The organism is Paraburkholderia phenoliruptrix, assembly GCF_019511605.1.
Lineage (GTDB): Bacteria > Pseudomonadota > Gammaproteobacteria > Burkholderiales > Burkholderiaceae > Paraburkholderia > Paraburkholderia phenoliruptrix_A.
Genome location: NZ_JAEUAV010000019.1, coordinates 103894 through 128874, shown reverse-complemented (window position 1 = coordinate 128874; position 24981 = coordinate 103894). Strand labels below are relative to the sequence as shown.

General features: G+C 62.8%; 21 protein-coding genes. 14 read left to right on the top strand and 7 right to left on the bottom strand.

The annotated features are described in order from the left end of the window. From paaE to JNB89_RS22125, 4 genes are all read left to right on the top strand, one after another. On the top strand, positions 1 to 1089 hold the full coding sequence (paaE, locus tag JNB89_RS22140; protein ID WP_220363594.1) for a 1,2-phenylacetyl-CoA epoxidase subunit PaaE: 1089 nt from the start codon (positions 1 to 3) through the stop codon (positions 1087 to 1089). A 143-nt stretch (positions 1090 to 1232) separates the two neighbouring features. Beyond that, complete coding sequence (locus tag JNB89_RS22135; protein ID WP_220363593.1) at positions 1233 to 2048, top strand: DUF1835 domain-containing protein; 816 nt, start codon at positions 1233 to 1235, stop codon at positions 2046 to 2048. 18 nt (positions 2049 to 2066) lie between these two features. Continuing rightward, positions 2067 to 2675, top strand: coding sequence for a TetR/AcrR family transcriptional regulator (locus JNB89_RS22130; RefSeq protein WP_135892676.1), 609 nt, complete (start codon positions 2067 to 2069; stop codon positions 2673 to 2675). Positions 2676 to 2919: 244 nt separating this feature from the next. Then, positions 2920 to 3588, top strand: a complete 669-nt coding sequence (locus JNB89_RS22125; RefSeq protein WP_013340759.1) for a GNAT family N-acetyltransferase — start codon at positions 2920 to 2922, stop codon at positions 3586 to 3588. 91 nt (positions 3589 to 3679) lie between these two features. On the opposite strand, the gene JNB89_RS22120 is transcribed toward JNB89_RS22125, so the two are convergent. After that, a complete protein-coding gene (locus JNB89_RS22120) occupies positions 3680 to 4177 on the bottom strand; it encodes an Lrp/AsnC family transcriptional regulator (RefSeq protein ID WP_220363592.1) in 498 nt (165 codons plus the stop codon). A 172-nt stretch (positions 4178 to 4349) separates the two neighbouring features. Between JNB89_RS22120 and hppD the strand changes: the two genes are divergently transcribed. Further along, positions 4350 to 5447 (top strand): 4-hydroxyphenylpyruvate dioxygenase, encoded by a 1098-nt coding sequence (hppD, locus tag JNB89_RS22115; protein ID WP_220363591.1) that lies wholly within the window; start codon positions 4350 to 4352, stop codon positions 5445 to 5447. A gap of 232 nt (positions 5448 to 5679) precedes the next feature. Here the strand turns inward: hppD and JNB89_RS22110 are convergent, their stop codons facing one another. Continuing rightward, a complete protein-coding gene (locus JNB89_RS22110; protein ID WP_013340762.1) occupies positions 5680 to 5877 on the bottom strand; it encodes a hypothetical protein in 198 nt (65 codons plus the stop codon). Positions 5878 to 6241: 364 nt separating this feature from the next. Here JNB89_RS22110 and JNB89_RS22105 point away from each other — a divergent pair, with 364 nt between their 5' ends. Beyond that, the gene (locus JNB89_RS22105; protein ID WP_220363590.1) at positions 6242 to 9847 is read left to right on the top strand and encodes an indolepyruvate ferredoxin oxidoreductase family protein; all 3606 of its coding nucleotides are present in this window, start codon (positions 6242 to 6244) and stop codon (positions 9845 to 9847) included. Positions 9848 to 10014: 167 nt separating this feature from the next. Here JNB89_RS22105 and JNB89_RS22100 read toward each other — a convergent pair whose 3' ends face one another. Continuing rightward, positions 10015 to 12297 carry an NADP-dependent malic enzyme gene (locus tag JNB89_RS22100; RefSeq protein WP_220363589.1) on the bottom strand — a complete coding sequence of 761 codons (2283 nt, stop codon included), beginning with the start codon at positions 12295 to 12297 and terminating at the stop codon, positions 10015 to 10017. A 624-nt stretch (positions 12298 to 12921) separates the two neighbouring features. Here JNB89_RS22100 and JNB89_RS22095 point away from each other — a divergent pair. Then, a complete protein-coding gene (locus JNB89_RS22095) occupies positions 12922 to 13608 on the top strand; it encodes an orotate phosphoribosyltransferase (protein ID WP_013340765.1) in 687 nt (228 codons plus the stop codon). Between the two features lie 127 nt (positions 13609 to 13735). Here the strand turns inward: JNB89_RS22095 and JNB89_RS22090 are convergent, their stop codons facing one another. Continuing rightward, complete coding sequence (locus tag JNB89_RS22090; protein ID WP_013340766.1) at positions 13736 to 14425, bottom strand: response regulator; 690 nt, start codon at positions 14423 to 14425, stop codon at positions 13736 to 13738. 323 nt (positions 14426 to 14748) lie between these two features. Between JNB89_RS22090 and JNB89_RS22085 the strand changes: the two genes are divergently transcribed. The 5 genes from JNB89_RS22085 to JNB89_RS22065 all read left to right on the top strand — a co-directional run bounded on the left by JNB89_RS22085 (position 14749) and on the right by JNB89_RS22065 (position 20858). Beyond that, positions 14749 to 15351 (top strand): YbhB/YbcL family Raf kinase inhibitor-like protein, encoded by a 603-nt coding sequence (locus JNB89_RS22085; protein WP_013340767.1) that lies wholly within the window; start codon positions 14749 to 14751, stop codon positions 15349 to 15351. A 294-nt stretch (positions 15352 to 15645) separates the two neighbouring features. Continuing rightward, a complete protein-coding gene (gene argC / locus JNB89_RS22080; protein ID WP_220363588.1) occupies positions 15646 to 16593 on the top strand; it encodes an N-acetyl-gamma-glutamyl-phosphate reductase in 948 nt (315 codons plus the stop codon). Between the two features lie 489 nt (positions 16594 to 17082). Continuing rightward, entirely contained in the window at positions 17083 to 18504 is a 1422-nt protein-coding gene (locus JNB89_RS22075; RefSeq protein ID WP_220363587.1) for a DUF2957 domain-containing protein, read from the top strand. A gap of 101 nt (positions 18505 to 18605) precedes the next feature. After that, positions 18606 to 19856 carry a DUF2957 domain-containing protein gene (locus JNB89_RS22070; protein WP_220363586.1) on the top strand — a complete coding sequence of 417 codons (1251 nt, stop codon included), beginning with the start codon at positions 18606 to 18608 and terminating at the stop codon, positions 19854 to 19856. Positions 19857 to 20033: 177 nt separating this feature from the next. Further along, positions 20034 to 20858: an OmpW/AlkL family protein gene (locus JNB89_RS22065; protein ID WP_013340771.1), complete on the top strand. Its 825-nt coding sequence runs from the start codon at positions 20034 to 20036 to the stop codon at positions 20856 to 20858. 293 nt (positions 20859 to 21151) lie between these two features. On the opposite strand, the gene JNB89_RS22060 is transcribed toward JNB89_RS22065, so the two are convergent. Together JNB89_RS22060 and JNB89_RS22055 are read right to left on the bottom strand one after the other, a co-directional pair. Next, positions 21152 to 21787, bottom strand: coding sequence for a LysE family translocator (locus JNB89_RS22060; RefSeq protein WP_135892667.1), 636 nt, complete (start codon positions 21785 to 21787; stop codon positions 21152 to 21154). A 146-nt stretch (positions 21788 to 21933) separates the two neighbouring features. Continuing rightward, positions 21934 to 22803 carry an NAD(P)-dependent oxidoreductase gene (locus JNB89_RS22055; protein WP_013340773.1) on the bottom strand — a complete coding sequence of 290 codons (870 nt, stop codon included), beginning with the start codon at positions 22801 to 22803 and terminating at the stop codon, positions 21934 to 21936. 177 nt (positions 22804 to 22980) lie between these two features. Between JNB89_RS22055 and JNB89_RS22050 the strand changes: the two genes are divergently transcribed. Further along, on the top strand, positions 22981 to 23850 hold the full coding sequence (locus JNB89_RS22050) for a Mut7-C RNAse domain-containing protein (protein ID WP_220363585.1): 870 nt from the start codon (positions 22981 to 22983) through the stop codon (positions 23848 to 23850). 274 nt (positions 23851 to 24124) lie between these two features. Then, positions 24125 to 24403: a hypothetical protein gene (locus JNB89_RS22045; RefSeq protein ID WP_135892665.1), complete on the top strand. Its 279-nt coding sequence runs from the start codon at positions 24125 to 24127 to the stop codon at positions 24401 to 24403. A 245-nt stretch (positions 24404 to 24648) separates the two neighbouring features. Here JNB89_RS22045 and JNB89_RS22040 read toward each other — a convergent pair whose 3' ends face one another. Continuing rightward, positions 24649 to 24861, bottom strand: coding sequence for a hypothetical protein (locus tag JNB89_RS22040; protein ID WP_135892664.1), 213 nt, complete (start codon positions 24859 to 24861; stop codon positions 24649 to 24651). Positions 24862 to 24981 lie beyond the last annotated feature (120 nt).

Here is a 24981-nt window from a genome sequence, read left to right as displayed (position 1 = left end):
ATGGCAACCCCGCAATTCCATCCGCTGCATATTCGCGAAGTGCGGCCCGAAACCGCTGACGCGGTCTCGGTCGCCTTCGAAGTCCCCGCCGAACTGCGCGAGCTTTATCGCTTCACCCAAGGCCAGTTCGTCACGCTGAAAACGCACATCGACGGAGAAGAAACGCGCCGCTCCTATTCAATCTGCGTGGGCGTCACCGATTATGACCGCGACGGCGAACTGCGCATCGGCATCAAGCGCGTGCGCGGCGGACGCTTCTCGAATTTTGCGTTCGACACGCTCCAGCCTGGCCACACCATCGAGGTCATGACGCCGGACGGTCGCTTCTTCACGCACCTGAACGCGGACCACGGCCAGCAATACGTCGCGTTTGCCGGCGGCTCGGGCATCACGCCGGTGCTCGCCATCATCAAGACGACGCTCGAGGTGGAACCGCGCAGCACCTTCACGCTGATTTACGGCAACCGCAGCGTCGACCAGATCATGTTCGCGGAAGAACTCGAAGATCTGAAGAACCGCTTCATGAACCGCTTCGTGCTGTATCACGTGCTGTCGGACGACCTGCAGGACGTCGAGCTGTTCAACGGCGTGCTCGACCAGACGAAATGCGCTGCGTTTCTCGAGAGTCTCGTGCCCGCCGATTCCATCGACGAAGCCTTTATCTGCGGCCCTGCGCCGATGATGGACGCCGCCGAAGCCGCGCTCAAAGCGGCCGGCGTGCCGCCGGAAAAAGTGCACGTGGAGCGCTTCGGCTCGCCGCTGCCGCAAGCAGGCGTGCCGCCCATCGAAATCACCGAAGACACGCCCGCAGCCGACCTCGAAATCGTGCTCGACGGCAAGCGCCGCAAGCTGCGCCTTCCGTACGAGGGCGTGAGCGTGCTCGACGTCGGCTTGCGCGCCGGACTCGCGCTGCCGTACGCCTGCAAAGGCGGCGTTTGCTGCACCTGCCGTGCCAAAGTGGTGGAAGGCGAAGTGAAGATGGAAAAGAACTACACGCTTGAAGAACACGAGATCCGCGACGGGTTCGTGCTGACGTGCCAATGCCACCCCGTGAGCGAGCGCGTCGTGGTGAGCTACGACGAACGTTGAGCGTTTCCGGTGCGCGCTGCGCCCGCTGTGCTTTGAGCCGTTCCGCGATCCGCTTACACTAGGGGCCGCTCGCCGTCGGACCGTGCCGGTTCCGGTGGCGAGCGGCCCCTTGTCAATCGCCCTCTAAAAACCAGCCAAGGCCGATGAGCACGATCCACCTGAGCAACGGCGATGTCGCCGCGGAATCATTGCGCACAGCGTTGCGCGAAGCCGGCCGCGACGATCGCGTGCACTCACTGCGCGACGACCTGGCGGTCGGCCCATTGCGCGGCATCGACGACAGCCCTGAAGCGCGCGCGGCGTTCTGGGACCGCGTGAGCGCGGACACCAAACGCGATTTTGTGCGTGAATTCCGCGAGCAGGCGGCGGCGCTGGAGACCATTGTGCGCGGCGAAGCAAACCTGGTCGTGTGGCATGGTGAAAGCGCATCCGATCAGTTGATGCTGCGCCGTGTCTGCTACTACCTGCGCAACCATCCGCAGCGCCTGAACGAAGTTCGCCTGTCGATTCGCGATCTCACGGACAGCGGCGCGTGGGCGTACGACCGGAAGGACCAGGCGACCTCCGTCGGTATGTTCGCGCCGACCGTGTTGCAGGCGCGGTTGCCGGATGCGGCGCCTATTTCCGTATTGCGGATCAGCCGGCTCGCGCTCGAATGGCAGGAAGTCAAGCATGCAAACGGCGAAACGCGGCGCTGGCGCGACAACACTTTTACGAGCGGAAGTTTTGCCGATCTCGACGCGCTAATACTCGAGCACGCCAGCGGCGACTGGCAACCTGCCGCGCGCGTGGCCGCGCAAGTCATGACCGCCGAACTCGGCTTTCTCGTCAGCGACAGCATTGTGCTGTGGCGCTTTCGCGAACTGGCCGCCCTGCGCCGGATCAAGCTGCGCGGCGACGCGAGCGCGTGGCGCACGCTCGAACTGTGCGCGGCACCCTCACTCTGTTCACACGAATAAGCAGACAACCAGCAGACCATGGCCCGCACCCGAGCCCCCGACCACGAAACGCAGCGCGAACAGATTCTTGAACTGGCCGCAGCCAAGTTTGCGCAGACGAGCTATCCCAGCACGTCCATGTCCGATCTGGCGGCAGCCAGCGGCACCTCGAAGGCACGTCTTTATCACTATTACGAAAGCAAGGAAGCGATCCTCTTCGACCTGCTGGACCGCTACACCAAGCGGCTGATGCTGATCATCGCCGAGGTGGAAGGCGCGAGTCAGCGACGCGGCCTGACGGAGCGCGAAACGTTCGCGGAACTGATCCGCGCGTTTCTCTCGGAATATGAAACGTCGCACAGTCGGCACGTCGCGCTTCTCAACGACGTGAAGTATCTCGTCGACGCGCAGCGGGAGGTGATTTTGAACCGCCAGCGCGATGTCGTCGCCGCGTTTGCGCGACAACTGGCCCGCGCCTACCCCGAGCGCGCCACGCGAGAAAACCAGACGGCGCTCACGATGATGGTGTTCGGCATGATCAACTGGACGTTCACCTGGCTCAAGCCTGGCGGCCGTATGGGCTATCGGGAATTCGCCGAGCAAGTGGTGAGCATGGTGGACCACGGGCTGGGTTCCGCCACGGCGTGATTGCGCAGCACAGCAATATGCGGGGCGGCTAGAGCCTACAAGTCGCATATTGACGACACCTCCAGCTGCACGCCCGCTCTTTTTCGTTTGTCATTAATAATCAAATACTTATGCGCACGAAGCTACAGATTTAGGCACCAGCTTCAAATTTAGATACGGGTTTTCCCTAGTGCGGCGTTCGGGTTTCCGCTAGAATCGTTTTTGCGGTGCACCAACGCCGCATGATGACAAGGAGAACCTGACCATGAACATGTTTACACCCCGCGCCGCCGAGCCGATCGTCGCGCACGATCGCGTGTCGCAGCCTGCCGGTCGTACGCCTGCTCTGGTCCGGGAACTCACCGCAGTGGACCGCGAGCGCCTATTGGCGCACTTCCTCGCGCTCGACGAGGACGACCGCCTGCTGCGCTTCGGCCAGGTCGTGCCCGATCACGTCATTGAAAATTATGTGCGCGCCATCGACTTCACCCGCGACACGGTGTTCGGTGTGTTCGACGATCAACTGCAACTGACTGGCGTGGGCCACCTTGCTTACCTGCCGGCAGAAGGCGACAAGCGCACGGCCGAGTTCGGCGTTTCCGTGCTCGAGAGCGTGCGCGGCCAAGGTATCGGGTCCCGGCTGTTCGAGCGCGCGGCCATTCGCAGCCGCAATACGCATGTCACGACCCTCTACATGCATTGCCTGTCGCGCAACTCGACCATGATGCACATCGCGAAGAAAGCGGGCATGAAGATAGAGTATGCGTATGGCGAAGCAGACGCCTATCTGACGCTGCCGCCGGCCGACCAGACCAGCATCATCACCGAAATGCTGCAGGAGCAGGCTGCGGTGTTCGACTATGCACTCAAGCGCCAGGCACGGCGTGCGTCGCGCTTGCTCGAGACCTTCATGCCGGCGACCGCCGCCGCGTAAATCTCTGGCATCCGCGAGCAATTGAGAAGGGCAGCCTCAGCGCTGCCCTTTTTGTTTGCCGCGGCGTAGACCGCGCGTCGAGCCCACATATCTACAAGAGGGGCAGCGCCGTCGTCTCTTTAATGGTTTCGAGCGAGAAGCTCGTTTTGACGTCGATCACCGACGGATGATGCAGCAGTTGATCCTGCACGAAGCGGGAAAAGTGCGCCATGTCTTCCACCTGAACCCGCAGCAGATAGTCCATGTCACCGGTCATCGCGTGACAGGCCACCACTTCCGGCCAGGTCTGGACGGCCGCGCGAAATAGATCCGCATGGGTCGCCTCGCCACGCGGACTAAGCGCCGGACCACCGCGCTTTTCGAGCCGCACGTTGACGTATGCAAGCAGATCGAGCCCCAGGCGCTGCGCGTCCAGCAGCGCGACGTAGCCGCGAATCACGCCGCTCTCTTCCAGCCGCCGGATGCGCCGCAAGCACGGGCTCGGCGAGAGGTTGATCCGCTCGGCAATTTCCTGGTTCGACAAGCGGCCGTTCTCCTGCAGGATTGCCAGAATACGCCGGTCGATCGCGTCTATCTCTATATTGGCCATCTTCTGCCCCGAAGTGGGTAAATTGAGCTAGAAAATAGCGCAACGCTACCCGCGCACGATTAAGTTCGCAAGTTTCCAGCGCGACGCGGCCTTTACACTTGCCTCATTCGGTCGCGCTCTTCCCGTTCCGCGCGACTCCGGGCGCCCCGCGCTCTCGACATGGAGACAGACAATGCAGGTTCCAACCTGGGAAAATCCCGTCGGCACCGACGGCTTCGAATTCATCGAATACACTGCGCCCGATCCCAAGGCGCTCGGCAAGCTCTTCGAGCAGATGGGTTTCACCGCTGTCGCGCGTCACCGTCATAAAGATGTGACGCTTTACCGTCAGGGCGAGATCAACTTCATCGTCAATGCGGAGCCGGATTCGTTTGCGCAACGCTTTGCGCGCCTGCACGGCCCGTCGATCTGCGCGATTGCGTTCCGCGTTGAGGACGCAGCAAAGGCCTACAAGCAGGCAATCGAAAAAGGCGCGTGGGGCTTCGACAACAAGACGGGCCCCATGGAGCTGAACATCCCGGCCATCAAGGGCATTGGCGACTCGCTCATCTATTTCGTTGACCGCTGGCGCGGCAAGAACGGCGCGGCACCGGGCAGCGTCGGCAACATCGGTATCTACGACGTGGACTTCGAGCCGATTCCCGGCGCGAATCCCAACCCGGTCGGCCACGGCCTCACCTACATCGACCACCTGACGCACAACGTCCACCGTGGCCGCATGCAGGAATGGGCCGAGTTCTACGAGCGGCTCTTCAACTTCCGCGAAGTGCGTTACTTCGACATCGAAGGCAAGGTGACGGGCGTGAAGTCGAAAGCGATGACGTCGCCGTGCGGCAAGATCCGCATTCCGATCAACGAGGAAGGCTCGGAAACCGCCGGCCAGATCCAGGAGTATCTGGACGCGTATCACGGCGAAGGTATCCAGCACATCGCGCTTGGCAGCAACGACATCTACCGGACCGTGGACGGCCTGCGCGCGTCGAACATTTCGCTACTCGATACCATCGACACTTACTATGAACTCGTCGACCGCCGCGTGCGGAACCACGGCGAGCCGCTCGAGGAACTGCGCAAACGCAAGATTCTGATCGACGGCGCCCCGGACGATCTGCTGCTGCAAATTTTCACCGAGAACCAGATCGGCCCGATCTTCTTCGAGATCATTCAGCGCAAAGGCAACCAGGGCTTCGGCGAAGGCAACTTCAAGGCGCTGTTCGAATCGATCGAGCTGGATCAGATCCGCCGCGGCGTCGTGCAGGACAAGGCCTGAACCGCGAGCGCACCGGCGGCCTCACGCCGGACTCTGCCGTGGGACGAGCGATGAGCGCTGATCGAAACGCTGATCAGAGGGCTGACGATCCGCGCTGAAAAAGCGCGCCCAGGAAAATCCGCTGAAAAAACGCCAAGGGCGAGAATCGCACGATTCTCGCCCTTGGCGTTTGTGCCGCCGCCCGACTACGAGCGACGGCTACTCGAATCTAACGCGCAGCCTCAGCGGCGCGTCATGAATTCTGATCTTCGTTGCGAGACGCGCTCTCGCGCGAAATGCGATTGATGGCCACGCGCGCAGGCGCCACCAGCGCCGTGCGGCTGATCACGCCAGACGGCGTCCCCGTACTCGCGTTCGAACGCACCGGCGCGCTCATGGCGAAAAAGGCGGCCGAAACCATCAGGAAGGTCTGGATATTTCTCGTGTTCATGCGTACTCCTTTTCTAGCTGCCCTGTTGTCCTGAAGCGCCGCAACATGCGGCGCGTTACACAGACATTGCTCACAGGTGCCGGTTAGACAGGTGCGTGCCGGGCGGTTCCGCGCAGTTGTAGCTTTTACAGCTTGTTACACGGGCGCGCACTAGAACCAGGCCTAATTTTGCAAAGCCACGCAACCGGCATAGAGGCGCACCGAACGCATCGCAAAAGGAAATTTGCTGCGTGCTGCGGCGGGTTTTCACCAGTGCTACCATCACTTAAAACACGTCAATATGGCGACCCCGGCCATACGCATTCACAAGATGCCGCGGCCCAAAAGTTTTGGCGATCCCAAACTGGGTGGAGGAGTACACATAATGAATGCCCCGCTAGACGCAGGTCAGCGAGCCTCGCTCGAAGCCGCTCTATCTTCCGTCACGCTCGACGACAAATACACCCTGGAACGCGGCCGCGCGTACATGAGCGGCATCCAGGCGCTGGTGCGTCTGCCGATGTTGCAGCAGGAACGCGACCGCGCCGCCGGTCTCAACACGGCCGGCTTCATCTCCGGCTACCGCGGATCGCCGCTCGGCGGACTCGACCAATCCCTGTGGAAGGCGAAACAGCATCTCGCCGCGCATCAGGTCGTGTTTCAGCCCGGTGTCAACGAAGACCTCGCGGCCACCGCCGTCTGGGGATCGCAGCAGGTCAATCTGTACCCCAGCGCCAAATACGACGGCGTGTTTTCGATGTGGTACGGCAAAGGCCCCGGTGTCGACCGTTCCGGCGACGTCTTCAAGCACGGCAATTCTGCAGGATCGTCGCGGCATGGCGGTGTGCTGGTGCTGGCCGGCGACGACCACGCAGCCAAATCGTCGACGCTCGCGCATCAGTCGGAACACATCTTCAAGGCTTGTGGCCTGCCGGTGCTGTTTCCGTCGAACGTGCAGGAATATCTCGACTTCGGCTTGCACGGCTGGGCGATGAGCCGCTACTCCGGCCTGTGGGTCGCGATGAAATGCGTGACCGACGTGGTGGAGTCGTCCGCTTCGGTGGATATCGACCCGCATCGCACGAAGATCGTGCTTCCGGAAGACTTCGCCATGCCCGAAGGCGGGCTGAACATTCGTTGGCCGGACCCGCCGCTGGTTCAGGAAGCGCGTCTGCTCGACTACAAGTGGTACGCAGCGCTCGCGTACGTGCGCGCGAACAAGCTCGACCGCGTCGAAATCGATTCGCCCCAGGCGCGCTTTGGCATCATGACGGGCGGCAAGGCGTATCTCGACGTGCGCCAGGCGCTCACCGACCTCGGTCTCGACGACGAAACCTGCGCGCGCATCGGCATTCGACTATACAAGGTCGGCTGCGTATGGCCGCTCGAGGCGCAAGGCGCGCAAGCATTCGCGCGAGGTCTCGACGAGATTCTGGTGGTCGAGGAAAAGCGTCAGATTCTCGAATACGCGATCAAGGAAGAGCTGTACAACTGGCCGGATACGCAACGCCCACGCGTGTTCGGCAAGTTCGACGAGAAAGACGGCGCGGGCGGCGAATGGTCGGTGCCAATGGGCAACTGGCTGCTGCCGGCGCATTACGAACTGTCGCCTGCGATCATCGCCAAGGCGATCGCCGCGCGGCTCGCGAAATTCGATCTGCCGTCGGATGTGCGCGCCCGTATCGCCGCGCGCATCGCCGTCATAGAAGCCAAGGAAAAGGCGCTCGCGCGCCCGCGCGTCGAAGTGGAGCGCAAGCCGTGGTTCTGCTCCGGCTGCCCGCACAACACGTCGACGAACGTGCCGGAAGGCTCGCGCGCCATGGCGGGCATCGGCTGCCATTACATGACTGTGTGGATGGACCGCAGCACCAGCACCTTCAGTCAGATGGGCGGCGAAGGCGTCGCGTGGATCGGCCAGGCGCCGTTCACCAACGACAAACACGTGTTCGCCAACCTCGGCGACGGCACCTACTTCCACTCGGGTCTGCTGGCGATTCGCGCGGCAATCGCGTCGAAGGCGAACATCACCTACAAGCTGCTCTACAACGACGCGGTGGCAATGACGGGCGGCCAGCCGGTCGACGGCGTGTTGACCGTACCGCAGATCACGCATCAGCTCGCCGCCGAAGGCGCGTCGAAAATCGTGATCGTGACGGACGAGCCCGAAAAATATTCGGGGAACGTCGGCCTCGCGCCGGGCATCGACATCCACCATCGCGACAAGCTCGACGAAGTGCAGCGCCAGTTGCGCGAGATCTCCGGCACCACGATCCTGATCTACGACCAGACCTGCGCCACCGAAAAACGCCGGCGCAGGAAACGCGGCGCATATCCGGACCCGGCGCGGCGCATCGTCATCAACGAGGCAGTGTGCGAGGGTTGCGGCGATTGCTCGGTGAAGTCGAACTGTCTGTCGGTCGAGCCGCTCGATACCGAATACGGCACCAAGCGGCAAATCAATCAGTCCACCTGCAACAAGGACTTTTCGTGCGTGAACGGCTTTTGCCCGAGCTTCGTGTCCGTCGAAGGCGGTCAGTTGCGCAAGCCGAAGGCGGCGTCCGGCATCGTGGGCGACGCCATGCCTCCGGTGCCGGAGCCGGCGCTGCCGTCCATCGAGCGCCCTTACGGCGTGCTCGTCACCGGCGTGGGCGGGACCGGTGTCGTGACGATCGGCGCACTGCTCGGCATGGCCGCGCATCTGGAGAACAAGGGCGTCACGGTGCTGGACGTCACCGGCCTCGCGCAGAAGGGCGGCGCCGTGATGAGCCACGTGCAGATCGCGAATCAGCCCGGTGACATCCACGCCACCCGCATTGCGATGGGCGAAGCGAATCTCGTGATCGGCTGCGACGCGATCGTGACGGCAAGCGACGAATGCGTGTCGCGCATGCAAGCCGGTCACACGCGCGTGGTGCTCAACAGCGCGCACACGCCGACCGCCGAACTCATCAAGAACCCGAACTGGCGCTTTCCGGGCAGCAGCACGGAAGCGGACGTGCGGGCGGGCGCAGGCGACGATTGCGTCGACACGGTCGACGCAAACCATTTCGCGGTCGCTCTGCTCGGCGACGCGATCTACACGAATCCGTTCGTGCTTGGCTACGCATGGCAGCGCGGCTGGGTTCCGCTCACTTATCAGTCGCTGATGCGCGCAATCGAGCTGAACAACGTGCAGGTCGAGAAGAACCGCGCGGCATTCGAATGGGGCCGTCGCGCGGCACACGATCCGGCGGCCGTGCGCAAGTTCGCGCAATCGCAGGGTACCGGCACCGGCGCCGCGGCTGAGGCCACGAGCAGCAAGATCATCTCGTTGCACACACCCAAAGCGCTCGACACGCTGATCGACAAACGCGCGGCCTACCTCGCCGCACGGCAGAACGATGCGTATGCAGCGCGTTACCGCGAGCTGGTCTCGCAAGTGCGCGCAGTGGAATCGGCGCTCGACTCGAGCGACGGCCAACTGCCGCTCACCGAAGCCGTCGCGAAAAATCTGCACAAGTTGATGGCCTACAAGGACGAGTATGAAGTCGCGCGCCTGTACAGCGATCCGGCGTTTATCGAAAAGCTGAAGGCGAACTTCGAGGGCGACTGGAAGCTGCACATCCATCTCGCGCCGCCGATGTTCTCGAAGAAGGACGCCCAAGGGCACCTGATCAAGAAGAAGTACGGCCCGTGGGTGTTCAGCGCAATGCATGTGCTCGCGAAGCTGAAGTTCCTGCGCGGCACCGCGCTCGACATCTTCGGCAAGACGGAGGAGCGACGCACCGAGCGCGCGCTGATTGGCGAGTATGAGGCGCTGGTTCGCGAACTGATTGGCGGGCTCACAGCGCAAAACCGCGAGCTGGCAGTTGAACTCGCCAATTTGCCGGACGGCATTCGCGGCTTCGGGCACATCAAGGAAAACAACCTGAAAGCTGTACGCGTGAAGTGGAACGACCTGCTCACGCGCTGGCGCTCACCGCAAGCGGGAACGACGCAGCACGCCGCTTGACGGCAAGCGCCACGCGCTGAGCGCAGTCTTCGGCGCGATGCGGTCCGCCACGCGCAAAAAAAAAACGCCACGGAACCCGAGTTCCGTGGCGTTTGTCTTTTCGCAGGCTTACTGAAGCTCGCGCAGTACGTACCCGCAGTACGTACCCGCAGTACGTACCGTTACGCCTACTTGCCGTTCACCGACTTGCGCGCGTTCGCCGAGGCGACCGCCGTCATGTTGATGATCCGGCGCACGGTCGCAGCCGGCGTCAGCACATGGACCGGCTTCTCCGCGCCGAGCAGGAACGGGCCGACCGTCACGCCTTCGCCACCGACCATCTTGAGCAGGTTGTAGGCAATGTTCGCTGCTTCGACGTTCGGCATGATCAACAGGTTGGCTTCGCCTGACAGCGTGGTGCCGGGGAACGCCGCCTTGCGGACCACTTCCGACAGCGCGGCGTCCCCGTGCATCTCACCGTCTATCTCGAGCGTGGGCGCGCGTTCGACAATCAGCTTGCGAGCCGCAGCCATGCGTTGCGACGACGAGGACGGCGCGCTGCCGAAGTTCGAGTTGGACAGCAGCGCGACCTTCGGCGTAATGCCGAACTTCTCGATTTCGCGTGCAGCCAGCATGGTCATGTCGGCGAGTTGTTCCGCCGTGGGCACTTCGTTCACGTACGTGTCGCAGATGAACAGATTGCGGCCCGGCAGCATCAGCAGGTTCATCGCGGCGAAGTTCTGCACGTTGTCCGCCTTGCCCAGCACCTGCTCGATAAACTTCAGATGCGTGTGGTACTGGCCGATCATCCCGCAGATCATGCCGTCGGCTTCGCCCAGACGCACGAGGATTGCGCCGATGAGCGTGTTGAACTTGCGCATGGCGGCCTTCGCCACGTCAGGCGTCACGCCTTCGCGCGCGCCGAGCTCGTGATACGCCTGCCAGCATTGTTGATAGCGCGGATCGTCTTCGGGATCGACAATCTCGAAGTCTTCGCCGCACTTGAGCTTCGAGCCCATCTTCTTCAGGCGCATTTCGATCACCGACGGACGGCCGACCAGAATCGGCTTGGCGATCTTTTCCAGCAGCACGAATTGCGCGGCGCGCAGCACGCGCTCGTCCTCGCCTTCGGCAAACACGATGCGCGCCGGCTCGGACTTCGCCGCGGCGAACACCGGACGCATCACCATGCCCGTGCGATACACGGTGGTGCCAAGCTCTTCGCGATACGCGTCCATGTCCTTGATCGGACGGGTCGCCACGCCCGAATCCATGGCCGCTTGCGCGACCGCAGGCGCGATCTTGATGATGAGGCGCGGATCGAACGGCTTTGGAATCAGATATTCCGGACCAAATTCGAGCGAATGTCCTTCGTATGCCTTCGCGACTTCATCGCCCTGATCGGTTTCTTCCGCGAGCTCGGCGATCGCGCGCACGCACGCGAGCTTCATTTCCTCGGTGATGGTGGTTGCGCCGACATCCAGCGCGCCGCGGAAAATGAACGGGAAGCACAGCACGTTGTTGACCTGGTTCGGATAGTCCGAACGGCCGGTCGCGATGATGCAGTCCGGGCGCACCTTCTTCGCTTCTTCCGGACGGATTTCCGGCTCCGGGTTGGCGAGCGCGAGAATCAACGGCTGGGTGCCCATTTCAGCTACCATTTCAGGCTTCAGCACGCCGGCGCTGGAGCAACCGAGGAACACGTCCGCGCCGCGAATCGCGTCGGCGAGCGTGCGCGCCTCGGTGTTCGCCGCATAGCGTTCCTTCGACGGGTCGAGGTTGCCGCGGCCTTCGTAGATCACGCCCTTCGAGTCGATGACGAGAACGTTCTCTTTCGACAACCCCAGGTTCACGAGCAGATCCAGACAGGCGATGGCCGCCGCGCCCGCGCCCGAGCAGACCAGCTTTACGCTGTTGAGTTGCTTGCCGACCACTTTCAGGCCGTTCAGGATGGCCGCCGACGCGATGATCGCCGTGCCGTGCTGATCGTCGTGAAAGACTGGGATCTTCATGCGCTCGCGCAACTTCTTCTCAATGTAGAAGCACTCCGGCGCCTTGATGTCCTCCAGATTGATACCGCCGAGCGTGGGCTCGAGCATTGCAATGGCTTCGACCAGCTTGTCCGGATCGGACTCTGACAGCTCGATGTCGAACACGTCGATGCCGGCGAACTTCTTGAAGAGGCAGCCCTTGCCTTCCATGACCGGCTTCGCTGCCAGCGGGCCGATGTTGCCGAGGCCGAGCACGGCCGTGCCGTTCGTGATCACGCCGACGAGGTTGCCGCGCGAGGTGTACTTCTGCGCGTCGAGCGGCTCGTCGTAAATTGCCATGCAGGCCGCTGCCACGCCGGGCGAGTATGCGAGCGACAGGTCGAGCTGGTTCGACAGCGGCTTGGTTGGCGTGACCGAGATCTTGCCGGGCTTCGGATTCTGGTGATAGGCGAGAGCGCTTTGCTTCAGTTGTTCGTCCATTTTTTGCCTGCGAGACGTAAGAAATTAGGCCCGGCACACCGCACGCCCGGCGGCGCTTCCTGTATCGAATGGGTAATCGACCGAGGCGCTTTTCGCGTGCGCCGGTTAGGCGCGGCGTCGGTCCTCGGCGGAGGGCGGGACGGTGCGGAGTGCTACGCGGGTCGGTTAGTGTACACCCCGCGGGTGTCGATGCACCGACTGGTTAACGCGGCTCGCCATCGGCGAAACAGCCCGCCAGTCATGCTGCGCCGCCGCATCGACGATGCATGGCGCATAGGGCGATGCAGCGCAATGCGGCCTGCGGACGGCTCGGTCGCGCGAGACAGAAACCGCGTGGCTCGGGCGCCTGCCGCTCTGCCCGCCTCGGCTCAAACAAGCGGCGACGGCTCCGCTCGCAGGGCCGGCGCTTTACGGTCACAGCAACCGCGATTGCGTTCGCGCCCGCATGACAGCCTCCTGCGCAGAGCCCGTTTCGGGTAAAATGTCGGCCTACGCGCGCAGCAAAACCGGCCAGCATCCACTGGCCGGCTGCATATTCCGCCCAGCACGGCGCGGCATATCCCGCTTGCTGCGCCACCGGGCTTCGCGCCCGCTTCTCCCCGCTCAACCCCAAGGATCCGCCCCATGACAGGCTTCGATCGCCAGACGATCTCCGACACCACCGCCAAGATGCTGCTCGAAGTACAAGCAGTGCACTTCAACGCGGAGAAACCGTACATTTTCACGTCCGGCTGGGCGAGCCCGGTTTATATCGATTGCCGCAAGCTGATCTCCTACCCGCGCGTGCGCCGCGGCCTGATGGAAATGGCGGAAACCACGATTCTGCGCGACGTCGGCTATGAGCAGATCGACGCCGTGGCCGGCGGCGAAACGGCGGGCATTCCGTTCGCAGCGTGGCTCTCCGACCGCCTGATGGTGCCGATGCAATACGTGCGCAAGAAGCCGAAGGGCTTTGGCCGCAATGCGCAGATCGAAGGTCTCCTGACCGAAGGCCAGCGTGTGCTGCTGGTGGAAGACCTGACCACGGACAGCCGCAGCAAGATCAACTTCATCAATGCGCTGCGCACGGCCGGCGCCACGGTGAATCACTGCTTCGTGCTATTCCACTACAACATCTTCAAGGAAAGCGTGTCGGTGCTGAAAGACATCGACGTCGATCTGCACGCGCTCGCGACCTGGTGGGACGTGCTGCGCGTCGCCAAGGAAAACAAGTACTTCGACAGCAAGACGCTCGACGAAGTGGAAAAATTCCTGCACGCGCCGGCGGAGTGGTCGGCCGCGCATGGCGGCGCAACCTCGACGCCGCAGTAAGCCGGGCGCCGCTGCAACCCATCGGCCCAAACAGAAAGGCCGCCTGTCTCAGACAGGCGGCCTTTTTTCTTTCATCTTGCTGGCAGCCTCTCGCTGTTTCAGCCTGGATGAGACGGGCCACGTGCTGCTAGGCCAGGTCGCCCGTATCTTCGGCCGAGTGCGACGACAGGTTCAGCAGGCCATTGCTCTGCGCGTACTGGAACAGTTCCGAATCACGGTCAATGCCGAGCTTGCGCATTGCGGTGTTCTTCTGCGTGCTGATCGTCTTGATGCTGCGGTTCAATTGCTCGGAAATTTCCTTGATGGTCATTCCCGACACGAACAGGCGCACGACTTCCAATTCGCGCCTCGACAGCATCACCTCGTCGCTTCTGCCACCGGCGTTCATGCGCAGCGCATCAAGCGACGCCTTGACCGACGGACTGAGATATTCCAGATGCCGGCTCACATGCTGGACCGCCAACCCGATGTGGCTCAAGTCGTCGGACTTGTTCACGACCGAGGTCACGCCGAGTTCGCGCAGCCGTTGCAGCAATGCGGCGTTCTCCAGCATTGTTAGCACGACGATCGGGAGGTTGGGAAAATTGCGGCGCAGATAGCCGATCAACGGCAAGCCGTCGCCGAACTGGCCGCCTGGCATGGCGAGATCGGTGACGAGCACGTCGCACGCCGTGGTTTGCAGCATCTTGATCAGTTCCGTCGACTGCCTGGCTCTCGCTACCACCTGAATGCCGGGAAATTTGAGCAAAGCCTGTTCGGCGCCGAATAGGATGACCGGATGATCGTCGGCGATGACGACCTTGACTAAGTCTTGCATTGCCCGTACCTCGACAGGAAAACCCCTCTCCAAAACTTCAGACATTCTTTGTTGTTCTTACTGTTTAGTTCGACATAATAGGAACACGGGCCATATCGCGTAAATTGTTCCGACTATAGCCGATTTTAGGCTTGCACTCCGCCCCGACGCACAACAATGATGCATCGTACAGCTAATGTTAGACTTGATTGGCTCTTGAGACAGGCAATCGAGACAATAAACTTCGCGAGGCCAGCGCCCCGCGCCTTCGCAGCGACCTGATGCTGCACCGCATCCGGAAGGGCGCGAGGCGTCGACTCGGATCGACACAGGAGAACCGGCACATGCGTCTGCGTTGCCTGGTTGTTTCGCACGCTTCACCGTTTCGCCGATTGCCGGTTTTTGCCTACGCCATGCTCGGCCTGGCGCTCTGGGTCGCGCATGGTGCGCGAGCTCGGGCCGAGGGCACATTCTCCCTGACCAGCGCCAGCTTCAGTGCGGGCGGCACCGTCAGTTCTCCGCAGGTCTTCGATCAGGGCGACTGCAAGGGCGGCAATCGCTCGCCGCAACTGACGTGGCGCGACGCGCCGCACGGCACGCGCGGTTTCGCGATCACAATGTTCGACCCCGACGCGCCCGGGCGCGGCTGGTGGCACTGGGCGGTTGCGGGCATTCCGGCGAGCGTGGCCAGCCTGCCCGAGAATGCAAGCGCATCCGGCTTCCTCAGAAGGCTCGGCGCCGTCGAAGCCCGCAACGATTTCGACATCGACGGCTATGGCGGACCCTGCCCGCCGCCGGGCAAACCGCACCGCTACGTGATCACCGTATATGCGCTGAATTCCGCCGATCTTCGTCTCGCGCAAGGCCGCCCGGCGCTGATGTTCGATCACGAGATCGGTACCGCGACACTCGGCAGTGCGAGGATGGTGGTGAATTACGGGCGGTAGGAAATGCGGCGGTCGGCGCGACGCATGCCGGCCCCCTCGCCGGCCCCCTCTCATCGCACCGAACGGTGCCTTCAGGCAAGACCCTCCTCACCAGTGACCAGGCCGTGTCCGCGCGCGCCACGGGGGGCCCGGCGCATACGGTCACGCCGCTGTCATTTCGTGCGAGCACCGTCGCTTTTGCGCTCTTTTTTGCGCCGTTTTTCCGCACTTGCGCACGCCCATGCCGATCAGGTCTTAAAATGGCGTTTTCGCGCGGCGTTGCGCGCCGTTTCCCGAGCAGCCAGTGAGATTGAGATGAGCACGAAAGTTTTTGTCGACGGACAGGAAGGCACGACCGGCCTGAAGATTTTCGAGTACCTGTCGCAGCGCGCAGACGTGGAAATACTGCGTATCGACGAAGCGAAGCGCAAGGACATCGAGGAGCGCCGCCGCCTGATCAACGCGTCGGACGTTACATTCCTGTGCCTGCCCGACGTCGCCTCGCGCGAATCGGCTTCGCTCGTCGACAATGAGCGCACGGTGCTGATCGACGCGAGCACGGCCTTCCGCACGTCGGCGGACTGGGCTTACGGTCTGCCCGAACTCGCCCGCGCGCAGCGCGAGCGCCTGCGCACGGCCAAACGCATCGCCGTGCCCGGCTGCCATGCATCGGCTTTCGTGCTCGCCATGCGCCCGCTCGTGGAAGGCGGCGTGGTCGCGCCGGAGTTCGACGCCCATGCGTACTCGATCACCGGCTACAGCGGCGGCGGCAAGAAAATGATTGCGGACTACGAAGCCGGCGGCAACGACAGGCTGAAGAGCCCGCGTCCTTATGCGCTCGGCCTCACGCACAAGCATTTGCCGGAAATGGCGGCGCATACCGGGTTGAAGTCGGCGCCGGTGTTCACGCCCATCGTCGGGGACTTCTACAAGGGTCTTGCAGTGACCACCTACTTCTCGCCGCGTCAGTTGGCGAAAAAAACCACGCCTCAAGAAGTCCAGGCGCTGCTCGCCGAGTACTACGCAGGCGAAGCGTTCGTGCGCGTTGCGCCGTTCGACGCAGAAGCGAACCTCGACGGCGGCTTCTTCGACGTGCAGGCGAACAATGACACAAATCGTGTCGATCTCTTCGTGTTCGGCACGGCGGAGCGCTTCGTAACCGTCGCGCGTCTGGACAATCTGGGCAAGGGCGCTTCCGGTGCGGCGATTCAGTGTATGAATCTCGCCATTGGTGCCCCGGAGGAAAGCGGTTTGAAGCGCTAACGAAAGTATAAATAGCGCGGCAATTCACCGTTTGTCAGCATTACGAAAGCCGGTCTTAAAGACCGGCTTTTTTGTTTTAAACCGGCAGGCTGCCCGCTTTCTCTCCAGATAATCAGTACAAGCCCGAATTACTTAGAAAATCGAAGGCGGGCCACAGCGGAATTTTTCAGGTAACTCTTCCCTGGCGCGACTCATCCGGCATAGTTTTCCGCCTGGGGAAACTCCGGATTTTTTGTCGAACGGTCGTTCGAAGATGATTGAGCCATTTTGCTCCGAGGCATGCCAGGCAAGGGCGTGCGGAGAAACAACGGCACGCCCCTCGCGAGCCCGATCAGCGTTTTTGTTTAAAAGGGCCGCAAACGCCCATGCACTGCGCGTGTCGCCAAAATACTGCTGTTTGAATCGGCCTTTTTAGACGGCTCATTCAATTGACAGGCATTAATCACGCGGCGAAATTAGCTCGCACAAATACATGAGGGAGACAGCAACATGGCGGACGCCATTATTCGAGGTCTGGCAATGGCTATTGTCACGACTCCTTTTCTTATTGCCTGTGGCGGCGGCAAATCGGACAATCCCGGCCCAATCAATGCGCCGCAATGCTCAGGTTCGAGTTGCGGTGTGCAGGGTCCGCCCGCTTCGAGCAGCACGTCCGCTGCGTTGTGCCCCGCGACCGCCGACATCGTCAAAAGCACTTTTCTCGGTGGCGCCGGCAGTGGCGAGGTGGTCCAGTTGAACATCGACGCCACCGCGATGACCTACACGCTGAAGTGGCTCGAGTCGCCAATTCCCCTGCGCACCGGCAGCGTCACCCCGACACGCGCCGGCACACAAATCACAGGCGCGGTAATTCACCCGCCAACCGGCACGCTGCCGACTGCCGAACAAACGCGCTGCGCTTTCATTCTGGGCGCAGGCAGCGGCACGGCGGCCGGCGACGGCCAGCCTTACACGACGCCGGACTTCGCCAACAACCCCAATCCGCCGATGATCCTGGTCGGCCAGGGCGTGGCAGGCGGCGGAATTCCGGGCGCGACGATCCAGTTCGACGGGCTGTCCATTCCGCTGATCGGCTCGGGCATTGGAGCGGTCCCGAACCGCCACTTCGACTTTTACCCGTTCCTCGGCTTCGCCAGCACGACCACCGACATCACCCGGCTGCCGGGCACATACAACGGCTTGCTGTATCACCTCGCGCCGTCCGGCAATTACTCGACAGTCGCGACGAACACCGTGGAAACCTTCGACGCGAGCGGTACCTGCACGAGCAGCAACGCCGCAAACCCCAACTACTCGCCGAATGCCGGCGGCTGCCTGTCGACCGGCAACCCCTGGACGCTCAACAGCAACGGCTACTTCGACAGCCAGCAGGCTCCGCAGATCGTGCAGCAGTTCCAGTTGCCACTGATCGGCGCGACCGGCAAGTCGGGCACCGCGCACATGGTGCTCGGCCAGATCAACGGCGCCACGGTGCCGCTCATCGTGCGCACCGGCTACATCAACCTGGGCACGGCGCCGCTTCATCTGGACGCCAAGGTCGACGACGAATCCGGCATCGCGATGCTCGCCGCCGCGACGCCGCTCGCATCCGGCGGGTTCGACGGCGGCTATGTCGGCGCGGACTCCAACTTCAGGTACACCGCAACGCTCATCCAGGGCGGCGTCGGCACGTTCATCAATCCGACCACCTCGGCGGCCGAAAGCGGTTTTGGTCTCGACTATGGGCTCGCGAGCCCGGGGCTCGTCGGCGTGCAGGACAAGAACGGCAAGAGCGGCTTCGCAATCGCGTCCGGCGGCCTGTATGCCATCGCGCTTCAGGGCACCGAGAACGGCGGCGTCGCGCCGACGTCGGCCAACTCCGACACGTCGAGCACGCCGTATTTCGGTATCGGCGCGCAGATCAGCAAGTAGTCGACGCAACACGGCAGTTCGCAGCAAGAGACATAAAAAAAAACGAGGCGATGGCTGGACTGGGAGCCGGCCATCTACAACGAAAAAATTCTGGAGGCGGTATGAAATGGAGATTTCTGTCGGTGCTTGCCTGTGCGGCACCGTTGCTGGCGGCATGCGGCGGTGGAGGCGGCGGCAATGGCGACGGCCCGGTGACGGAAGTTCGGCTGTGTCCCGCGACGTTGGACTACACCACGGTCTACACGGGCGGCGGTGGTGACGGCGAGCTCGTCAAACTGCAGCTCGACACGACGAAGATGACCTGGCAGGTCACCTATGTCGAATCACCGATTCCCGCGACCACCGGCACTGTCGTGCCGACCCGCGCCGGCCAGACCGCAAGCGGCACGCTGACCCAGGAAACCCTGCTGCCGACCAAGAAGCTCAATCAGTGCGCTTTCCGGCTGAACGGCGCGAGTCTCGATCCGAACCGTCCAGCGCGAATCTTTGTCGGCGAAGGCGTGGCGGGCGGCACCATTCCCGGCGCCGAAATTTCGTTCGGCGGCATTCTCGGCGTGGGCGCCGTGCCGGACACCAAGTTCCCGTATTACCCGTTCATCGGTTTCTCGTCGATCGAAACGGATCTCGCGAAGGTGGCCGGCACTTACAACCAGCTCGGCTATCACCAGGTGCCGTCGCAGAATTTCGCGCCGGTCGCCGTGGATTCGAAGATCACCATCAATGCGGACGGCACGTGGAGCGAGTGTGACAACTCGGGCGTGAACGCGGGCAAATGTCAGCAGCCAGGCAGCAACTTCACGCAGGCGTCGGACGGCAGCGGCGCGTTCCAGACCAACAACTTCCAGGGACAGGCGAAGCCCACGCTTGCTACTACACCGGAAGCGCGCGGCTACATGATCGTCGGCAAGCTGCGCAACCAGTTGGTGCCGATTCTGGTGCGCACCGGCGCCGCCAACTCGTCGGTGACCGTGCCGCAAAACGGCGCGCTCGGACCTTACGCCGACGACGAATCGGGCATCTCGATTCTCGCGCCGCAAAGCCCGATTGCACTCAACTCGCAGAACGGCGAGTACATCGGCGTGGATAGCCAGTTCGACTATCGCACCACGGCGCTTGCAGGCACCCAGGCGACGCTGCTCGACCCGTTCAACCCGTCGCAGGCTTCGCTCGCGACCGCGCTAAACCTCGACTTCACGCAAGGCGTGCCGGGCGTGGTCACGACTACACGAGTAGGCGCATCCACGGGCAACACGCCGACAGGAAAGATGATTTTCACGGGCGGCGTGTTCGGCTATCTCGATCTGACCAACGCGGCCTCGCCGTACTTCACGATCGGCGCCTTCGTTCAGTAACGGGCGCATCCCGCGTCATTGGCAAGCAACGAGGCGTTCGCGCCGCCGCTGCTGCCCGCACTCGCCATGCGGCGGCCGGCACGGCACGCGTTCCGCGTGTCGGCCTCGCGGCCGGCCTGGCCGCCAACGCTCGCCGCGCGCCTTGCGTCCGGCGAGCGCTCAAGGAGGAGCAATAACATGAAAAAAATCTGTCTATTGATGCTGGCCGCGTGCCTGTCGGTCAGCGCTCATGCGCAACATGCGGGCGACAACGTCGCCGTGCTTGGCTGGTTCCACGTCATGCCCAAGGACTCGAGCACGCCGCTGACGACCAACGTGGCGCCCACGCCCATCAATACGCCGCTGCGTTTGCCGAGTTCGTTCACCTCGGCCGGCACGAGTCTGTCGACGAACAACGCCAATACCGTCGGCCTCGTCTTCAGCCATTACCTGACCGATCACATTGCGGTGACGACCGTGGCAGGCGTGCCGCCCGTCTTCAAGATCTACGGGCATGGCACGATCAAGCCGCCTGGGCCGGCCGGTGCGCTCGGGCAACAGGATATTGGCGACCCGCAATCCAATCCGATCGTCAAAAGCGTGCGGCAGTGGAGTCCGGCGCTGCTCTTTCAGTACTACTTCAACACGCCGACTGCCAGGTTCAGGCCGTTTGTCGGCGTCGGCGTGTCGTACAACTGGTTTTCCGACATTCAACTGAGCCAGAACTTCGTCCACTCGACGCAGGAAAATCTGGGCGCCATTCTCGCTGCCGGCGCGGGCAAGCCGGGAACGACGCAGGTGTCGGCGAAGGCTTCGTCGTCGTGGGCGCCGGTGTTCAATGCGGGTCTCGCATACAACATCACGGACCATTGGGGTCTGGTGGCCTCGGTGACCTACATTCCGCTGAAGACGACGTCGTCTGTGATCATCAAGGCTGCGGACGGCACGGAACTGGGCGTCTCGAAGGCTGAGTTGAAGGCGGACCCGATCATCTCCTTCCTCGCCGTTTCATACAAATTCTGACGGCAATGCGGCCGGCACGCTGCATCAGAAGACCGACCGGGGCCGACCGCGGCCGAGCCGGCGGCCGTTTGCGGGCGTCAATCGCTAAACCGTATTTGGCAAGACTTGGGGGTTGAGGGCAAAAAAAAGCCCGCCTAAGGTGGCGGGCTGAATCCATATCAGAGGAGACATGGAGGAGACAGATCGAACTATAGCAAATGGTTTGGTGCGACGCAACATGAAAATCAGGGTTCTCCCGTCTTGTTGCGAATTCGCCACATATGCTTGGTTGTGCGCCCTCTCGCGTCGCGACCTTAATGTCGGACCAGCGCCATCATCGCGCCAAAGCCAACGAACACGCCGCCGGTCAAACGGTTGAACATGCGTGCGACGCTGCGGCTCTTAAGACGGCTGCCGATACGCGTGCCGAAGCCCGCGTAGACGAGATACCAGCTCACCTCGATAACGGCGAACGTAGCCACCAGAATGCCGAACTGAGGCAGCTTGGGCAGCGCGGCGTCAATGAATTGCGGCAGCAGCGCCGCGGCAAACAGAATCGCCTTTGGATTGCTGCTCGCAACCAGAAAACCGTTGCGAAACAACGCAAGGCGCGAATGGACCGGCCTCGCGGCCAGTTCCTCGACCTCGGACGCGGCGACCTCGTCAGCCGGAGCACGCCACGCCTTGATGCCCAAGTAGACCAGGTAAGCCGCGCCGATCAGGCGAAGCGCATTGAACAGGGCCGGCCACGCTTCCAGAAAAACGCCGAGTCCGGCCGCCGACACTGCCAGCATCAGCACCAACGCCGACAGACAACCCGCCATGGTTGCACTCGTGCGCCGCAGGCCGTGCCGCGCGCCGTGCGTCATGACGAGCAGCATGTTCGGGCCGGGAATGGCGCACACGACAAAAACGGTGGCGACGAACAGCCACCAGGTATGCAGACTCATGGCATCACCGTGTAGAAAATGGGACCGCCATTATCCATTGTTGTGGCGCCGGGCGCGCGCGGCTTGCAGGGATTCGGGCGGTTGTCGGCGAGCTGCGCTTGCGGCAGACCGATTGCCAAGCCCGCCTAGCGCTGATGCAGAAACCGTCAGCGGCCAGCGCGGCGCGCCGCCACCTGGCCCAGCACGGCAAAGTCTTTCTCACCGTCGCCGTGCGCGATAGCGTCGATCAGGCTGTCACGCACGACGCTCGCAATCGGCAACGGCGTCGTAACCGCGTCTGCTGCGGCCAGCGCAAGACGCAAGTCCTTCAGTCCCAGACGCGCCTTGAAGAGCGCCGGCTCGTAGCGGTTGTCGGCGATCATCTTGCCGTAGCCCGCGTAGACCGGGCCTGGGAAAATGCCGCTCGTGATGACGTCGAGAAAATCCTGGATTGCGAGGCCATGCCCGGACACCAGAGCAGCGGCTTCGCCGAGCGTCTCGACGGCCGCGCCGAGCATGAAATTCGCCGCAACCTTGATTACATTCGCCTGTTGCGGCAGGGAACCGATGCGCCAGGTCTTCTGGCCGATTGCGTCAAAAACCGGCTGCACGCGGTCGATCGCCTCGGCCGGCCCGCCCGCGACGATCGTCAGCTTGCCTGCCGCGGCCACGTCCGGCCGGCCGAGCACGGGCGCTGCGACGTAATCGACACCGCGCGACGCATGGGCGGTCGCCAGTTCCTCGGCAAGCGCGACAGAAATCGTCGCCATGTTCACGTGGATCAGCCCGCGCGGCGCGTGCTCGAGCAGCGACGCTGTGACGACCTCACGCAGCGCGGCATCGTCGGCGAGCATGGAAAAGACGGCGTCGCCGGCAAATGCTTCGGCCGGTGTGGCGACGATCCGCGCGCCGCTCGCGGCGAGCGCCTGAGCGCGTTCCGGCGAGCGGTTCCACACGCGCACCTGGTGCCCCGCTTTCAGGATGTTTGCAACCATCGCGGCGCCCATCTCGCCGAGGCCGATAAAACCAATGTCCATCTGTGACTCCGTCATCTGAAGATGTGGAAGTAAAGCACAGTCATGCGACAGGCGCAGAGAACGACGCAACCGCGGGGTGCGTGACGGTGACTTCCGGATCAGCGTGCGGGCTGCATGGCCGGCGGCCCGCCTCCCCCTCGCCCCCCAAGCAACGCCGAGCGGTGCGATACTGCGACGATGGTCACCGCGACTTTCCGCTTCTACGAGGAGCTGAACGATTTTCTCGCCCGGCCGCTACGCCGGCGCGCGTTCGCCTACGCGTGCGCGCGCGACGCGACCACCAAGCACGCGATCGAAGCGCTCGGCGTACCGCATACCGAAGTCGAGTTGATCCTCGTGAACGGGGAGTCGGTCGGTTTCAATCACCCCGTGGCGGACGGCGACCGCGTCGCCGTGTATCCGAAATTTGAAGCGCTGGATATCCGTCCGCTGCTGCGCGTGCGTGAACGGCCGCTGCGCGTCGTGCGCTTCATCGCCGACGCACATCTTGGCGGGCTTGCCCCACTGCTGCGGCTCGCGGGCTTCGACACGCTCTACGACAATCACTTTCCCGACGCGCACATCGAGGCGCTCGCCGCCACGCAAGATCGCATTGTGCTCACTCGCGACCGCGAACTGCTGAAACGCCGCGCGATCACCCATGGATGCTACGTGCGCGCGCTGAGGCCGCGCGAGCAGTTGCGCGAAGTGTTCGAACGGCTCGATCTGGCGGGCAGCGCCCAGCCGTTCCGGCTTTGTCTGATGTGCAATGCGCCGCTCAGACGCATTGGGCGCGACGAAGTCGGCGACCGCGCGCCCGACGGCGTCCTGCAGCGGCACAAGCAGTTCGTCACCTGCGACGTGTGCCGCCGCGTATTCTGGGAAGGCACGCATTGGCAACGGATGCGCGCGTTGATCGACAGCGTCGCGGCAAGACCGGCGGTTACGGATGCGTGCGGGGAAGGCGCTGGTGGAGCAGATGGGGCAGATAGAGCCAATGGGGCTGGTGTCGCCGAAGAGGATGCAGCGGCTGAAAGGGCTGCTGGGCGTAAAGGCGTTGATGGCTGATGGTTGATGGCTGATGGTTGACGCTGATGGCTGATGGCTGATGGCTGATGGCTGATGGCTGATGGTTGACGCTGACGGTTGACGGCTGGTGGCGTCGTCTGGTGGCGATGACGCCGTTGACGTCACCGATCGCTCTGCCCACGCCGATACCCACCGCTAACGCCGGCGACGGCTCACCCTTCCTGTGCGCCCCGCCCCAGCTCCCGCCGCGCTCGCCCGTCGCAACGCACCCTGCGTACAATGCGGGATTACCTATCTGACAGAGGCCTGACGTATGGCGATGAAAAAGACCGACCTTGAAAAGAACAAGGCACTCAAGCTCAACAATGCAATGAAGCAAAGCACCGCCGAGCGCTTCGGCAAAGCCGCGGCCGCGGCGCCGAAAATCGATCGTCGCGAACAGCGCAAGCTCGATCAGGCGCAGGGTCTCGTCCCGTTTGCGTGCAAGCTGAACGGCGATCTGGTGGCGCAACTCAAAGAGCGCGCCGCCAAGCATCCGGACGGCATGACCGGGCTGCTGAACGAAGTGATCACGCGCGGTCTCGCGCAGTGAGCGTCGTTGGCTGATGCTGCAAGCCCGCAGTATGCGCGCTTGCGGTGGCATGCCTTGGGCGAGATGTTGCCGCCCTGCCGCCAACTACCGCCAACTGCGGCGGCGAACGGAACCATAAAACGAAAAGGCCAGAGCACGAGCTCTGGCCTTTTTGCTTGCAGCAACTGCATTCGACCTGGCTGACACGCACCGCACGAGCGGCGCGCGCAAGCGGCCAAGCAGTGCTCGCGGCAGGTCGCGCCTGCTTAGTTCTGCGTGCCCTTGTCGTTCGTGCCCGCTGCCGATGCAGCTGCCGCGACTGGAGCGCGCTTGCCGTGCGTCTTCAGCTTCTTGACGTGGTGCTTCTTCACTGCGCTAGCTGCAGCAGCCGGAGCCGCTGCGTCCGATGCCTGCGCGAAAGCCTGAACCGAAACCAGCGCGATAGATGCAGCTGCGAGCGAGACGATAACTTTTTTCATGTGTTGTTCCCCAAACCTCAACGACTGAGTCAGTGTGAATGAAATAGCTGCACGGTGAAGCAGGTAGGGCTCAGGAGCCTTACCGCTCCCCGCGGGAGAGTATTACCTGGCGTAGGCGGT